The organism is Microbulbifer sp. MLAF003 (genome assembly GCF_030012965.1).
Lineage (GTDB): Bacteria > Pseudomonadota > Gammaproteobacteria > Pseudomonadales > Cellvibrionaceae > Microbulbifer > Microbulbifer variabilis.
On sequence record NZ_CP120232.1, the window covers coordinates 2296606 to 2313058 of the forward strand.

Annotated in this window: 9 protein-coding genes and 1 pseudogene; 9 read left to right on the top strand and 1 reads right to left on the bottom strand. The window is 45.2% G+C overall.

The window, feature by feature from the left end; all coding sequences use genetic code 11:
• Positions 1–93: 93 nt before the first annotated feature.
• From P3339_RS11160 to P3339_RS11195, 8 genes and pseudogenes are all read left to right on the top strand, one after another.
• Positions 94–2853, top strand: coding sequence for a TonB-dependent receptor (locus P3339_RS11160; RefSeq protein WP_282953437.1), 2760 nt, complete (start codon positions 94–96; stop codon positions 2851–2853).
• A gap of 68 nt (positions 2854–2921) precedes the next feature.
• On the top strand, positions 2922–3896 hold the full coding sequence (locus P3339_RS11165) for an isoaspartyl peptidase/L-asparaginase family protein (RefSeq protein WP_282953438.1): 975 nt from the start codon (positions 2922–2924) through the stop codon (positions 3894–3896).
• 1370 nt (positions 3897–5266) lie between these two features.
• Positions 5267–5467: pseudogene (locus P3339_RS11170) on the top strand (SpvB/TcaC N-terminal domain-containing protein); the annotation flags it as partial.
• Between the two features lie 233 nt (positions 5468–5700).
• Positions 5701–11826: an RHS repeat-associated core domain-containing protein gene (locus tag P3339_RS11175; RefSeq protein ID WP_282953582.1), complete on the top strand. Its 6126-nt coding sequence runs from the start codon at positions 5701–5703 to the stop codon at positions 11824–11826.
• Between the two features lie 9 nt (positions 11827–11835).
• On the top strand, positions 11836–12300 hold the full coding sequence (locus P3339_RS11180) for a hypothetical protein (RefSeq protein ID WP_282953439.1): 465 nt from the start codon (positions 11836–11838) through the stop codon (positions 12298–12300).
• Between the two features lie 37 nt (positions 12301–12337).
• Positions 12338–12874 (top strand): pre-toxin TG domain-containing protein, encoded by a 537-nt coding sequence (locus P3339_RS11185; protein WP_282953440.1) that lies wholly within the window; start codon positions 12338–12340, stop codon positions 12872–12874.
• Positions 12875–12928: 54 nt separating this feature from the next.
• A complete protein-coding gene (locus P3339_RS11190; protein WP_282953441.1) occupies positions 12929–13243 on the top strand; it encodes a hypothetical protein in 315 nt (104 codons plus the stop codon).
• Between the two features lie 301 nt (positions 13244–13544).
• The gene (locus tag P3339_RS11195; protein ID WP_282953442.1) at positions 13545–13958 is read left to right on the top strand and encodes a hypothetical protein; all 414 of its coding nucleotides are present in this window, start codon (positions 13545–13547) and stop codon (positions 13956–13958) included.
• 380 nt (positions 13959–14338) lie between these two features.
• Here P3339_RS11195 and P3339_RS11200 read toward each other — a convergent pair whose 3' ends face one another.
• Positions 14339–15022 (bottom strand): TetR family transcriptional regulator, encoded by a 684-nt coding sequence (locus P3339_RS11200; protein WP_282953443.1) that lies wholly within the window; start codon positions 15020–15022, stop codon positions 14339–14341.
• Positions 15023–15271: 249 nt separating this feature from the next.
• Here P3339_RS11200 and P3339_RS11205 point away from each other — a divergent pair, with 249 nt between their 5' ends.
• Entirely contained in the window at positions 15272–16447 is a 1176-nt protein-coding gene (locus P3339_RS11205) for an efflux RND transporter periplasmic adaptor subunit (protein ID WP_020412842.1), read from the top strand.
• Positions 16448–16453: the final 6 nt, after the last annotated feature.

Consider the following 16453-nt stretch of genomic DNA (forward strand, 5'->3'; position numbering starts at 1 on the left):
ACCCGGGTTATTCCGAGAGCTTGGTATGTGGATATGCCGAGTCAAGAGGGTGTACGGAAAGCTCGAGAATTATAATAAAAGAGATGCTCAGCAATGAAAGAGAAAACCCTTTATACAAATCGTAGGGCGGAACTATTACGCACATCTGCCAGCGCACTGGTGTTATTTAGTGTTGTTGGTATGGCGCAAGCACAGAATACGGAGCAAGCAAAAGAGGAAAGCTTGGTTCTCGAAGAAGTAGAGGTGATGGGTATTCGCCAGAGTATGGAGAAAAACCTTGATGTGAAGCGTTTTTCTAATGCTGTGGTGGATTCAATTACCGCTGAGGATATTGGCAAGTTCCCCGATAAAAACGTAGCCGATGCCTTGCAGCGAGTGCCGGGAGTTTCTATTGTCCGTAGTGGCGGTGAGGGTGCCCGGGTAAGTATTCGTGGTACGGCCCCTGAACTTACTTTTACTCAACTTAACGGTAACTATATTGCCACTCCGGGAGATGAGCCGTCACGCTCACTAGATTATTCTTTGTTGCCAGCAACAATGATTGCTCGTACAGATGTTTATAAGAGCCCTGAGGCAAAGCTGGATGAAGGCGGAATCGGCGGGACTGTCATTTTGCACACCCGCAAACCTCTGGATCTAGATGCGGGGGAGGGCATGCTATCAGTTGAGACAACCTATGCGGATGTCACTGAAAAGTATGAACCACAATACACAGGTTTTTACTCATGGAAAAATGATCAGGAAACCTTTGGTGTATTAGTGGGTTATTCCAAGCAGGATCGTCAGAACCGGGTGATTAGCACCACTACAGAAAACTGGGGATGGCAAGGTGATGAAAAGCCGCACGATGGCGTAGAGGCCAGGGGGGCTATGGTAGATATCGACGGTAATGAGTACCGAGATTTCTATGCACCCAGAGCAGTAGTAGGTAGTGTCTTTGAGGAGGAGCGTACCCGAGAGGGAATTCAGCTCAGTGCCCAGTGGCGTCCGGTTGAGCAACTTGAGCTTGGTGTCAATTATTTTCGCTTTGAACAGGGTGGTAATTCGGAGAATTATCGTATTGTTTTTCCTGAGTGGAACTACGGTAATGCAATTGCTCCCGGCAGCCTTAAATTTGATGAAGATGGCGATACCTTACTCGGTATTGGTATGCTGGATAGAGGGCAGGCAGAATTGCAGTCTCCTCAGGTAGCCGGTGACTACACGCGAGCAGAGTATGTATCAGATACCTTGGACTTTAATGCTATTTACCAAGGGGATGGCTATAGCGTGCGAATGGTTGTGGGCAGCACAAGTGCGGAAGGCGGCCCTTCCGAGAAATTGTTTGCCTCAGTAAACTCTCGCTATGGCACTGTGACTGACTGGAGCTGGGATCTAAGCAGTGGTACAGCAGAGATTGATACCAGTGCGGATCTGGGAGATCCCAATACTTACCCCTTATACGACTGGTTCTCTTCTCATTGGACCAGCAGTGAGGATGATGAAAACTATTACCAGCTAGATGTTTCTATTGATATGGATTACGGCTGGCTGACTTCCCTTGATGTAGGACTTAAATACCGCGATCACGAAATTAATCGTAGGATCACCAAACAATCCTGGGACGACGATAACCTACCGTGCCCTACTATTAATTGGGGCGGAGTTGAGGGGGCCTGTTATCCCTGGTGGCCGGATGATTCTTTCCACACTGACCCTAATGGCGTTCCGGATACGATTGATATCCTTTCCAGTGGCCCACTCGACAATATTATTGGTGGCGTAAAAGTGCCCAACTTTGCCTACCTGGAGTTTGAGAAGCTAAAAGAGTTTCTCTATGAGACTTATGGTGATCCTACAGTTATCGTAGAGCGGGACCAGGATTATCGTATCGGTGAGGAAGTTACTGCAGCCTATGTACAGCAGAATTTTACCTCTGCCACTTTGCGCGGTAATTTTGGTGTTCGCGCGGTAAAAACCAAACAATATGCCCGCACTTATGACAATATTGACGGGGTTTTGCAAGATGAGCCCAATATTCGCGACAGCAGTAACACCGATTTTCTGCCAAGCGCCAATATTGCTTGGGATATTAACGATGATTTGGTAATGCGTGCAGCCCTCGCAAGGGTTGTTGCCCGAGTGAATTATGATGACCTCGGTGGCTCTGAATCCATACACGCTCCATTGCCAGGAGCGACTGTGAGAGATGGATTTGCGGGGAACTCCGAATTAGAACCCTATAAGGCAGATCAGTTTGATTTAGGCCTGGAGTGGTACTTTGACGATGCTTCCGCAATGGGAGTGACCTTGTTCAGGAAGGATATTGCATCATTCGTAATTAACGGCAGCTCCCTGGTTACCAGGGAAATCGATGGTGACACTTGGAATGTCAACATGTCGATGCCTGTTAATGGCACCGATGCCACCGCCCAGGGTGCCGAGCTGTTTGTGCAATATGCCTTTGATAACGGTTTTGGGGTTTTAGCCAACTACACCTATACGGATACCGAACTGGCCAACCTCGACCTCGAAAGCGGTGAAACAATCAAAACAGAAATTGCGGGCACTTCTAAAGATCAATACAACCTATCGGTGTACTACGAGAATGACCTTTTCAGTGTGAGAGCTTCCTACAACTATCGCAGCGCCTATGCGGATGGCTATAGCAACGGCGTGAATACATTTACTGATGAGTATGATCAACTTGATGTAAATGCTTCTTATAGTTTGATGGAAAATCTTACTCTCACTGCCTCCATTATTAATCTCACCGAAGAGAAGGTGGATAGGTATTGGGGCGAGGAAAACAGGGTCTTGGGTTCCTCCTACTCAGGCCGCCGCGCCTACATGGGGCTGACTTACAGCTTCTGATCTCGCCATAACTACGGCGCACAGATACATTACTGTATCTGTGCGCTTTCCATTTGAGATAAATTATCGTGATCAGCAAAAGAAAATTCCTGAAATATTCCTTCCTGGGCACTGCTGGTGCTCTGGCAACATCTTCAGTGGCAGCTATGGCAAGGCGTTATACGAAGAAGGGAAAAAAGCCGGTAGTCATATCAACCTGGAACCATGGGGGCCCTGCCAATGAGGCAGCTTGGCAGGTTCTCACTGGGGGTGGCAGGGCTTTGGATGCCGTCGAGGCCGGTGCGCGAGTGCCGGAAGGTGATCCTGAGGTAACCAGCGTTGGCTATGGTGGTTTTCCCGATCGCGATGGTGTAGTGACTCTTGATGCCTGCATTATGGATGACAAACAAGATTGTGGTTCAGTGGCTTTTTTACAGGGTATCAAGCATCCCATCTCGGTTGCGCGAAAGGTAATGGAGGAAACTCCACATGTGATGTTGGTTGGAGAGGGTGCGCAACGTTTTGCCGTTGAACAGGGATTTGAAATTGAGAACCTGCTAACCCCGAAAGCCGAAGCCGCCTGGCGTGAGTGGAAGCGCGAGTCCCGTTACCAGCCGGTAATCAACATTGAAAACCACGATACTATCGGCATCTTAGCCTTGGATCAGGACGGCAATCTTTCAGGTGCTTGTACTACCAGCGGCGCTGCTTTCAAGATGCATGGGAGGGTAGGGGACTCACCAATTATTGGTGCCGGGCTCTATGTCGACAATGAAGTTGGTGCGGCTACCGCCACCGGCATGGGTGAGCTAATGATCAAAACTGTCGGTTGCCATCAAGTGGTGGAGCTGATGCGTCATGGCTATACACCGGAAGAAGCCTGTCGTGAGGCGGTGGAGCGTATTGCACGCAAGCTTGGGGACTATAAGAAGTTCCAGGTGGGTTTCCTGGCTTTAGATAAAGCCGGTAATTATGGTGCTCACTGTATTCACCCGGGTTTTAATTATGCGGTGCGTGATGTGGATGGTGCGCGAATGATTGATTCAGAAAGTAAGTTAGGGTGACTCTTTGAAATAAGCTGCCTATATTAACTTCGTTCTGATTTGCCGGTCATTGCTTGCGGCAGAAAAACCCAAACTATAGCTGGGTGCTGTAAATCACTGGCTATTAAAGCTAGTAATAATGGCTCTCAGAAAGCTGGTCGCTCATCAATGTGATACTAAAACTTAGAGGATTTTTCTTGGTAGGCTTTTGGGTGATATTGGAACTAGTCAAGCCGAGTTCTTAAACCTGTTACTAAACAAAGCAAATAGTATCCTGCCTAACGTATAGTATTTATGTACTTTTGTACCCCTTAATTCATACTTTTATTAAGCGATCGTTATTAAAGCTTTAGGCTTATGATGCCTCGCCCCTCTATGCCCCTTTAATTGGTTTTAGTGCCTAGTTGCATTTGACATCTGCTAGCTTTTTATGGGCTATGAGTAAGGTGTGAAGAAAGTTCCATTCTTTATATTGTGAGTGAAAGCAACACTGACATCGTATGCCTAATTGCATCTTTCGCGTAGTTTCAAGTAAACGCATGGTCTGCATCTTGATGGCTACTCTTTAGCGGGAAAGAGCTTGGATAAATTTGTAGTTGGAAGGGTAGTGCTAGTTAAGCTGAATTTTCAGTTGAAGTTGTTAACTTATTGACATGGAGGGCTTCCAAAGTGAAGCCATAACAGCGAAAATGATGGGAGGTGTTTGGTGGTGCAAAACGATAATTTTGACGTTGCCGTGTAGAATGCGTACCCACGTTATTACTTCGGCTAAGAGTTAGATGGTGCGAGCATACAGCTTAGGGAAAGCTTAGTTTATGTGCTGAATATTAAGCTTCATTTGTGCGTATAGACATAAAAATTATTATATAAGATTATAATTAGGATGTTATATGAAGGGTGTTCCTTTAGTATCCAGGCTTTTATTGCTTGTTTTACTATTCTCAGCAGGAAGTTTAATTGCGGAGAATATCGATGATTCGTACTACGATGTTTACTATGGTGATGTCAATGGTGATGGGGTAGATGATATTTATCTCAAAGCTAGAGACCTTTATGTAATGATCCATGGAGAGGTTGTTGTACCTCTCGTACTGCCCCCGATAAACCCTAGTTATTTATATGCTTCTCAAGGCGGTAGTTATGGCTCTCCGGTTGTCAGTGAAAATATTGATATCAGTTTACTGAAAAAAGTACCGCCGACAAGTTTGCAATATCTGGACTACAGTGGCGATGGTAATACAGATCTTTATATTGCCAAGGTTGGCAGTATGCTACATAACGCTGTAATTGCAGGAGGCGATGCAATAACGCCGGATATAATCGCTACCAATGTCTTCATTGATAAGATAGGTAATCTATCGATCACGCAGACAGACCCGGCGAATGACCTGATGACCGAATCTTTATACAGAGGTAAACTCACCGGTCAGCATTTGGTGGGTAAAGATGGATCGTTTAACTATACGATCCCTATTGAGGTTCCACCTGGTATTAATGGCCTGCAGCCCCAAGTCAATTTGAATTACAACAGTAATCGTCGAAATGGCGTAGTGGGTTGGGGATGGGATATTGGTGGCCAGTCAAAGATATCACGATGTCGCGCTAGTAAAGTGAGAGATGGTACGATAAGCGGCATTAATAAGGGAGATGCTTATAAATTCTGTCTGGATGGACACCGTCTTGTTCAGACTGGTTCAGGTTCTCACGGGGGAATAAGTTATCGTGAATATCGTACCGAATCAGAGTCATTTCAGCGCCTGAGAGCTTATGGGGGGAGGCTGCGGTACCAGACTATTGGCGAGTTGAGTCAAGGGATGGGGGAAAAATTCATTATGGTGCGAAGGGCTCGGCCAATGCTGAATTTGAAGACGGTTATAATAAAACACTTCACTGGCGGATTGCTAAGCGTGAGGACGTCTTCGGCAATTACATGGTGTATACCTATGAAAAAGATACCTCTGCAGGTGTCCATCGAATCAGTCAGATTGATTATACCAAGCACAATGTTGCACAAGGGACTAATAATGCGCTGATTTTCACCTATGAACCCAGAGTAGATGTTCGCGAAAGCTATATAGCAGGTAGAAAGCATAGAGTAGATAAGCGCCTAAAAAATATAACAGTAAAGAGTAGCGCCAGTCATATAGTTCGCCGTTATAGTCTCAACTACCAAGCTGTTGATGGAAATATCAATGCTGATCCAACCAGTACCAGTAAGCTGCAAAATGTCACATTATGCTATGGAGGGTCGACCACAGATTGCGGGCAGCCGTTATCTTTTGATTGGAGTTCCTCATCGAGTAGCACATATGCCAATAAACCTTTGGGTAGTGAATATCGCTGGGTTCTTGATGAAGTAGTATTTCCAGAATGGTTAGCTGACTTTAATGGCGATTATAAAGTAGATTACCCTGTTGTCCGAAATGACACTCTTTACGTTAAAGATGCAACGGGCACTATGGTGAAAGTAGGTGATGTAAGCTCACCGGGAACTATTACTTATTATCAATATAATAGAAGTTTCTCGGAGTCACTTATCCCGACAACAAGAGATCTAAGATATTTTGGTTTCATCCCGTTGGATATAAACGGAGATGGTAAACTTGATCTCATAGCAAACTCTTGGATGGGGCTTGCTGGCACTAAAGCTTTTCTCAATACTGGTAGTGGTTACGTTTATAGTGGAGCTTATTCCCTTACTTCTGAGCAAATCACCTTGCATACAGGAAGTCCAGGTTCGCAATCGCATCTTTGGCCAGAAACATTAATACAAAGTGTCACAGCCCCTGAGCCTTATCGCCTAGTATTTAAGGATATGAATGGTGATGGCTTGGTTGATGTTTTTCGATACGGTATTGGTCGTTACACTTTATCGACTGACGGGCGTTATCGAAATTATTTAAAGGGTCCATTAAAAGATCGCTCGGTAGCCTTGAATACGGGTAGTGGATTTTCGGAGTTTGCGCAATGGTGGCATGGAGAGTCATCTCACCCCTCAACACGGATAGGGGATATTAATGGTGATGGCTTACCCGATATGGCTGATGTACTGGGAAATGTCTCGATTAATACCGGTAATGGATTTATTTTAAAATCACCAGAAGACTATTCTTATGATGGTGAGTTTACCCGCTTTGGACCCGCTCAGCCTTTTCCCGATATAGTAGATAACCTGCAACTGCAGGATATGAATGGGGATGGCTTGGCAGATATGGTGTTTAGTTACAATCGGATCCTGTATTCTACAGGGGATGATTGGGTTGCTGCTCCGACAGACCCCGGAATTGAGAGCGCGACAACTCAAGTACCCAAAGAGCAACGTAAGAGCACTCTTGGAAGATTTCTCGTTGACTATAATGGTGACGGGTTAACTGATAAGTTGTATATAGTTAATGCTAATTGTGAATATCTCACTGAGCGAGAAGATAAAAAATCTGCATACTTAGCTGTGCGCTTTAATAAGGGAGAATCTTTCTCCAGTTGTCAATTACTTCATAGTTCACCTAAAAACTACGAACATATTAATGCCGTTCCCGATTGGCGAACTAGCGCATGGCTGGATCTTGACCGTGACGGTATGGTCGATTTTTTTGCTGATCATGATGGTAGCTCTACTGCTAATGATACACAGGGGCTAACTACTACTAGCAATAATATTAGAAAGCCTCGTATTGAAAGTGTTAATTTTGATGGCCGCGAACAATTGGAGGTTCAATATCGACCTCTAGATACAGCGTGTGATCTGGCGATCAAAGGGAATGTCTCCTGTAATTTGCTGGGTATAAGGCAAGTTTACGATTCTCACGATAATGAGGATATAGCGCCTGATGGTGCAGGCCCCAAAAATACAGTCCCCGTGTCTAGTTTACCGTATGTTGTAACCATACTAGAGGAAAGTAATGGTATTGGTGGTACCACAGTTGCGGAATATAAATATGAGTCTCCTGTTAGGCACCGCACGGGCTATGGTTCTTTAGGTTTTGCCAGAGTTATAGAAACTGTGAGCCACGAGGGGCAGGCTAAAAAAATACGTACAGTGTCAGAATTCCATCAGGTGGCTCAAGATAATTATCTTTTGGCCGGTCAACTTAAAAGACAGCAAGTCTGTGCGGTAGATGGCTCCTATGTAGACTGTTTCAAGAACTGCTCTAATTCCGCTGATACTTCCACTTGTACGTTAGATGTACTAAGTGACACTAAGTATCGGTGGAAAATTCGTACTTATAGTGATGATGTGGATGCTGGTTTTAGTAGTCCGCATTATTTTCCTTATGTATACGAGCAAAGTACGGTAAGAAATAGCCTATATAATGGTAGTAAAATTTCCGATACAATTATTCGAAACCATAATTCTGCAAGCTTTTCTTGTAGTCCTGTAGAAAATATTGATATTGTACTCACTACAACTAGTGATGTGGATTATCATACCGATGGTGTGTTGCTCAATTCCCACAAGGTAATCTGTGATACCTATGCTAGCCAGGCTAGTGTGACTGCACATCATAAACAAAAAAGCCAAATATTCAGTACAAAGTCAGATGATAGCTGGATACTGGGTTTGCCTGAGAGAGTAGAGGATACTGCATCAGTGGGTGCCAGTAGCACTTCAGTTAGCAGCAAAAAACGAACTACAGCTTACTCCTATAATAACAACGGAACAATAAAAACAAAAACAATTGAACCTGAGGGCTCTGCTTCATTAAAACTAATTACAACGTATGGTTATAACAACTATGGCTCCATAAGCAGTATCGCTGAAAGCTTTAATAGCTTCGCTTATGATGGTCTGGATTTTACCGTTCGTGCGGAGAGTTATATTGAAAACTTTGATGCCAATGGTATACGCAAAGTAACCCATACCAACCCTAAAGGCCAAAGTGCAATCACTAAATTTAGTGCAGATTTTGGTTTGCCATTTGAAATTCAGGATCTAAATAATCTTATTACAAAAATATCATATGATAGTGTTGGGCGGGTGGACCATATAGATCATCCTGATAATACTCGTACAGATTTTGATTATCGAAATTGTGGCAATAGCTGTTTTAGCTATAACCCAAATGTTGAGTTTTATATTCAAAGCAAAACGACAGGGTCGCCTTCTGTTAGGACATACTTTGACAGTTTCGAGCGAGAGCTAGGGAACAGAACAAAGGATATGCTGGGCGCTCTTATTTACAGTTATCAGGCCTATAATGGGCAAGGACTCATTACTTCTGAGATTGCTCCCTTTTATAATAACGATCCACAGTATAAAGTTAGCACTAAGTATGATTTGCTTGGCCGAGAAGAACTAAAGACAAAAGCGGACTCATCCACTGTTAAAACAACCTATAAAGGTCTTGAAACAGTAGTTGCCAAAACTGTTCTATCAGAGCATAGTCCGTCGGAAGTACAAACAACCAGGTTGTTTGTGAATGGCGCTGGTTGGACAATGAAAACTTTGGACAATGCCGGAACTCAAGTTGACTATACTTATTGGCCATTTGGAGATTTACAGTCAACCAAGGTTGATAATGATAATAACACTCTGATTAATATTGAGTACGATATACTGGGGCGAAAAACATTACTGAGTGATCCGAACACAGGTACAGTCTTATATGATTATAACCCGCTAGGTTTAATAGCAGCTCAAACTGATGCAGAAGGCTATGTTACTCGGTTTAGTTACGATAAATTGGAGCGTACTATTGCGCGAACTGACAATGCTACAGCGGTTCACGGCTCATCAGGTCTTACTCACAGCTGGACCTATGACGATAAACTTTATGGTATTGGGCTACTGGGAACGCTCAGTGGCTATAATTCAGACGGCTCGGCCTATACAGAAAATTATAGTTATTCGTCTTTTTCACAACCAGAGTCAGTTGAACAGGTTATTGACGGTAAAAGCTATATAACTCGTCAACACTATGATTCATTTAATAGGGCATTTGCTACCACCTATCCAACAGGATATACGATCGCAAATCATTACAATAGCCATGGACATATGGTTAAAGTAAAAAATGCTCATGATGGTCAAGTGTTATGGAGTGCGAACTCGCAAGATGCTCGCGGAAACCTAACAGAGTTCACCTTAGGGAACGGAGTTGTAACCAAGCAAATATACAAGCCAACGAATGGATATATTGATAGTGTTGTAGCAAAAAAGGGGAGTTTCCTTATTCAGAGTCATGAGTATGATTTTGATAGTTTAGGTAATCTGGACCAGCGCAGAGATAATAAGAACGGCTTAACCCAGAGCTTTTATTATGACTCTGTGAATCGCCTGTCAAAATCATGTTTTACCAATTGTATTGGCGCACCCAACGACTTTAGCTATGATGTTTTGGGTAATGTAAAAACACTGTATGATAATTCTGATATTTATCAATACGGTCAAAACGGGGCGGGTCCTAATGCGGTAACCAGCGCTCGTGGATATACCAACTATTATAATCAGAATGGTAGTTTGACCAGCTCAACTAAGGACAGTAACAATCACCGTGCTGTAGATTATGCTGCATTTAACAAGCCTACCCGCATAGAAAATACTGTTAATGGTGTAACCCGTTGGTCCGAAATCACGTATGGCCCAGATCAGAGTCGTGTTAAGCGTACTGATAGTAGCGGCCGCTCAACTATCTATGCGAGCCTCGGTGTTTATGAAGAAACCACCTTTAACGGAATCCTGCAAAAAATTCATTATGTAGGGGATTATGCGTTATATATACAAGAAGGTGATGCTTCATCTGGTTATTACCTTTACCAACATCGTGATCACATTGGCTCTATAGTGGCAAAATCTGGAGCTAACGCTGACAGTAATGATGATGTGCAGTGGATGTCAAATGGCCCCTGGGGAAAGAGGCGTGATACATTATGGAATGGCGCAGAAGAGGGTGAAGACTATGTGCCCTTTGTTACGGCTCGAGGCTATACGGATCATGAGCATTTGGATGGTGTTCAGCTCATTCATATGAATGGGCGTGTATATGATCCAAGTCTTGGCAGATTTTTGAGTCCTGATCCATTTATTCAAAGCCCAAAAAATTCGCAAAGTTATAACCGTTATTCTTACGTTTTAAATAACCCTCTTTCTCTTGTAGACCCGACAGGGTATATGTCCGTAAATTTCGGAAGTAGGTGTAATCTAGAAAGTAGAGGTTGTCTACCACCCTGTGCTGAAGGCGGGTCCTGCCCAACCGGACCGGGTGGAAGAACTTTCACTGGCCAGACTTATATTAATTCAGTAATTTCATTGGGTCAGTCGCCTAGTGCATCTGGGTTTGCTTCTTCAGAAAGTGGAGGTTGGGGGCAGATTAGTTCATCTGGGCAGAGTGGTGGAAACTCCGATGGAATAGGTAGTGGCTTCCTCAAAGGTATGTTTGACCTTTTTGCTTCCTCGGCTTGGTACGATTCACCTAACCCTTTTGTTGAGCTTTACCCGGGGGAGTTGTCACCTGCAAATTTAGTGGGAGCTGATTATGAGTCTCCATTTGAAGCGCCGGTTTCTCCAGAGGCACAGCTTGGCCATGATTTAGCTTTGCCGGCTTCGATATTGGTTGGGTTATTTGCCAGAAACCCAATGGGGGCTATGAGGCAAGTAAGTAGTGCTACAAAGGCAGGACCGAAAGCTCTAGGGCACCTCCGTATAGGACACACTGTACCTTGGGCGGAAATGACAAAGGCGCAACGAAGAGCCTTTCAACATTCCTACTCTCGTCATGCTGCTGAACTTGGACTGCCAAAATGGAAGCAGGGAAATGCGGAAGCGTTGAGGAAGCAGTTCAACTCCGTTGTAGGGCATATTCGAGAAACAGGTACTCACTTAGGAACTCGAATGAAACCATTTAATGGAAAATCAACTCGCGTGAACTACTACGAATCAAATCTACAAGGTACTAACTACTATTACTACGAAACTATGAGTGGTCAATTTATCAGTGCCGGTAAGGCTAGATAGGGGATATAAGTGGAGCTGATAGAAATTTATGTTCTTTGCAAGGAAAGAACTAAAAAATTAGTGTTGAGGTTCTTGGATGAGTTGCTTCCTAGCAGAGAAGAGGTCGCGGAGGATTATCCATATCCAGAGTATAGTGATGAGCCTGAATGTGTGTACGATACCAGTGATGAACTCCTTCAAGTACTAGAAAAAGACGAAAGTGCATCGTACTCAGTTTACTGGGATGGCACCGGCAATAGTGTTGTGAAGAGTGCGATGAGTTTTTTTACTGAAGATGGATGTATGATTGCAGGCATAACTGTTCCGGCTGATGGGAGTGAGAGTTGGCTTAACAAACTATCGGAGTTGGTGGGTGGCGAATATGGCTATGTGGGATTCGATAGCCCTCCACCGGATACTCGGGAGGAGTTCATTCAGATGTGTAAGGGTTCTGATCAAATAAGGTTGGTTGCTGGGGAAAAACTGCGAGACTAACCTAAGTAGTTGATTTAATGGGCATAGTAATGATTTCATGCCCATTACTGGGTCTTCCAATGTCGCTTGCGATTCGTGCCACCCGACTTCAAATTTTGAGTTTGACGGCTCTGGCGTTGATGCAGGTGCATCGTTAATTGCAGACTTATTTCCGGGAGTTGGCTCAGCAAAAAGCTTGGGGCAAGTTTTTACTGGCACTGATTTGATAACAGGAGAACCTGTCAATCGATGGCTTGAAGGGGGAGGTATTTTATTAGGGATGGTTCCCTTTGGTAAGACGCTAACCAAAGGGGATAAAATGGTTGATTTATATCGGGCAGTAGGCCCCGATGAATACCATAGCCTTATAACCATGAGGGGAAAATTTGAGTTTGGTCCCAATGGTAGTGAAATGAAGCAATTCGGAATGAGTTTTGATGAGGTTCTTAAGTATGCGAATACAAATCCTGAATATGCGGCTATCTTGAGGGTAACTGTCCAAAAAAATTCTTTAAAACAATTTCATTTTTCAAAAGGAAAAATTGACCCATTTATTTTTAAAGGTGGCGTTGTTACCGTTAACGGGCAAAAGTAATTAGATTTCCTCAATTCCGCAGTAATATCAGTAGTTAATCATTTGGAGTAAGTTGTGGGAAAATTTACAAGGCATGTTTTGGCTCGGGTCGAGTTGTGCAATGATGTGGATAGTCCAAAGACAAATGGTGTTAGGAGTGGATATAACCCCCATCATAAATTTGACGGTATAAGTTTTTTAGTTAGCGGTATGCATTCATATGGGGATGATAAAAAGCATTTCCCGGGTGAGGTGATCAATGCAAATATAAACTTTGCTAGCTGGGAACATATAAAAGAAGATGTGAAAGTTGGTGATGTATTTTTAATACAGGAGTTGGATAGGGTTGTGGGAAAGGGAGTCATTCTAGAGATTGATGAGGGTGAGTAAGAGTAAAGTATGACTCTTACTTTTTCGAATTTTGGGAGCGGAATCGAGTGTAGGTATAGTTATCACTTTCACCCGATGCTTTACCTCATTCCTAGAATGAGAATCGCTAATTCGGAAGGCGTGGCTGGTTGAAAATCCTTAGCTTTGAAACTCAGAGCATATAAATCCCGAAAAAGCCTCGGCAGTGTAATCTATCGGGGCAGTGCCCCAAGAGCTGCTTTTGAAGTGCAACAGAGGGCGAACATGTTGAGGGATTCGATTAATGCTGGAACATTCGGGCCCTGGGAGTGAGAGTTTTAATATGAGTCATTTGTCGTGGCAAGAATTTTTGAGAGCCCTAGTTGAGCAGTATTTGTCTGGGGCTGATGATCGTGACCTAAGCGCTGTGTTTGGCGGGAAAGAGGTTGATTGGTCTGGGGTTGTGAAAAGCATAGACTTGACGAATGAGTATGCCCTCGGAGTGTCAGTCGAAATGGATGATCCGAAAATAACTTTGGGCGACTCAAAAAAATTGATTGCTAATAATGTTTTTTTAAATGTTGATGGCGCTCAGAAGTCTTCCTGGACTGATACTCAAATTGGCGAGCGCATTGTATTCTCGGCGCGTATTCGGCGGGTAAATGGGCCTTTCCCTGGGGTGCGTTTGTCTCAGTTCGAGTCCGAACCAGAAGTTATATTGTTATTGGGTTTAGAAGCAGCCAAGCGGATTGATTGAATTCAGGAAATCATCACTCCAGAAAACCCACAAAGCCCCAGCAGAGTAATCTGGCGGGGCTTTTATTATCCGGTACGCGTCCAGCGCCGAAAGATCATCCCTTCCATCATTTCCCGGATAATCTGCTGTTCCTCGCCCAATAACTGCTCAATGGCCTCGAACAGCCACCGGATTCTGTCGTTGGGGCCGCGCTCGTTCTTATCGAATAGTTTCGTCGTTGGGCTTGGCCTGCTGACCAGTCCTTCCAAGGTGGGCTGGGCTGTGTGCTACCAGCCTCCTACCTCTTAATCTGCGTCACATGGATATCGGCGGCGTCTGCCAGCCAGCCATAGAAACCGAATTCGAGTTTTAATGAACATCTTGTGCGCGAGTATTCAAAATCAGTGCAAGGTTCGCTGCTGCCGGTCCAAACGCATAGTAGAAGAAAAGCGAATCATATCTAGTAGCGTGTCGATGTAACGCTCGCCCAGTTCACCCAAATCCTCAATTCGTGGAGACTGCAGCCAGTCTTCCAATACGCCAAAAAGACCACCATGTAGCATCTGTTGCGCCAGATCTACATCTAAGTCAGCAGGCAATTGTCCTGCAGTAACTGCCATCTTCATTAAGTTGGCCATGCGCTCTAAGCCAGCAGTGCGGCCCTGCTTGATACGCCGGGTTGATTCACACACTTCACTGACAGCTTCACATGGTAGGAAGATAATCTCGAGGACCCGCTGCCACTGTTCATTGCAGGCAATATCATGGAACAACCAAACCCAGCGGGTACGCAAGGTTCCCAAAGGGTTTTCCCTCAGCTCTTTCCCGGCAGTCTCACATAGTCTCTCACCGGGAAGTTCCATGCGCTCTGTCAAGGCATTAAGCAATCCAGCTTTACTGCGGAAATGGTCGTAGATCGAGCCACGGGTTACCCCGGCCAGTTCAGCCACCTCTGCAAGGGAGGCATGTGATACTCCGAATTCATGAAATACATTCATCGCGGCGTCCAGGATACGCTCACGAGTTGCCGCTGTTTGCTCTTTTCTGAGTTTGGTCATGGGGACTGCAGCTTCTTTTCTAATCATGTTTGTCTCATCTGACCGCATATTCACCGCATTTCGCCGCACGGTAGCTAAATGAGATATTCGTGCAAACCCTTGAAAACACTGGGTGAAAGTGCATCTTAGTCGATTATTACGCGCTGATGAACAGTTGATTGAATTTCATGCGTGCACATAAAATGTCAAGCAACTAGAACTAGACTTTCCTGTCTCTTTTCATGTTTCCCCGCAACTGACCCGCAATACCGGTAGTCAGCCCTTATTGAGGTAACCATGTTCAATAAAAAAGCGCTAATCAGTCTTCTGGTCGCATCCTCTGTTCTTGCGGCCTGCGATGAAAAGGCCGCTACACCGCCGATGATGGCGCCTCAGGTTACAGTTGTCACGCTGGAATCTGAGCCAGTGACCCTCACAAGGGAGTTGCCGGGGCGCACTTCCCCTTTCAAGGTGGCGGAAGTTCGCCCGCAAGTTAATGGCATCATAAAACAGCAATTGTTCCGTGAAGGTGGCCGTGTCGATGCAAATCAGCCGCTCTATCAGCTGGATGATGCCATTTACCGAGCGGATGTGGACAGTGCCCGCGCGAAGTTACAGCGTGCCAACGCCGCCATGAATATCGCGCGATTGAAGGCGGTACGAACTAGAGGCTTAATAAGTAATGGAGCCGTTAGCAAGCAGGAAAATGATGCGGCTGAGGCGGATTTGCAGGAAGCTCGTGCAGATGTAGCCGAGGCTAAAGCGGAGCTGCACCGGGCTGAGATACAGTTGGACTACGCCCAAATTACTTCCCCGATTACGGGCCGAATTGGTAAATCCTCTGTAACCCAGGGGGCACTAGTGACGGCCAATCAGGCCGCAACTTTGGCCACAGTGCAACAGCTGGACCCCATCTATGTGGATGTTACTCAGTCGGCTGCAGAGTTGGTAAGCCTTCGCCGGGCTCTCCAGGCCGGCACACTGGCGGATGCCACTCATCTGCCGGTCAAGATCCTGCTGGAAGATGGCGGTGAGTTTGAACACCAGGGCAAACTCGAGTTTGCCGAAGCAAGTGTTGATCCCTCAACTGGTAGCGTATTGCTACGGGTAGTTGTACCCAACCCGGATAATATGTTGCTGCCGGGCATGTATGTGCGTGCAATAGTGGGCAGCGGTGTACGCGATAACGCTATTTTGGTGCCTCAACAAGGTATTGCGCGGGACCCGAAAGGCAATACGTCAGCCATGGTGGTCAATGAAGAGAATATCGTTGCTCAGCGCTCAGTACGGGTAAGCCGCACAGTTGGCAATCGATGGCTGGTAGAAGAGGGGCTTGAGCCCGGCGACCGTGTCGTGGTGGCTGGATTGCAGAAAATCCGCCCCGGCGCCCCGGTGCAGCCGAGTGAGCGTGAGGACAAACAGCCACCTGCAGCAATTGGCGATGAAAAAACCACAGCTGAGCAGGGTTCCTGAGGGTAG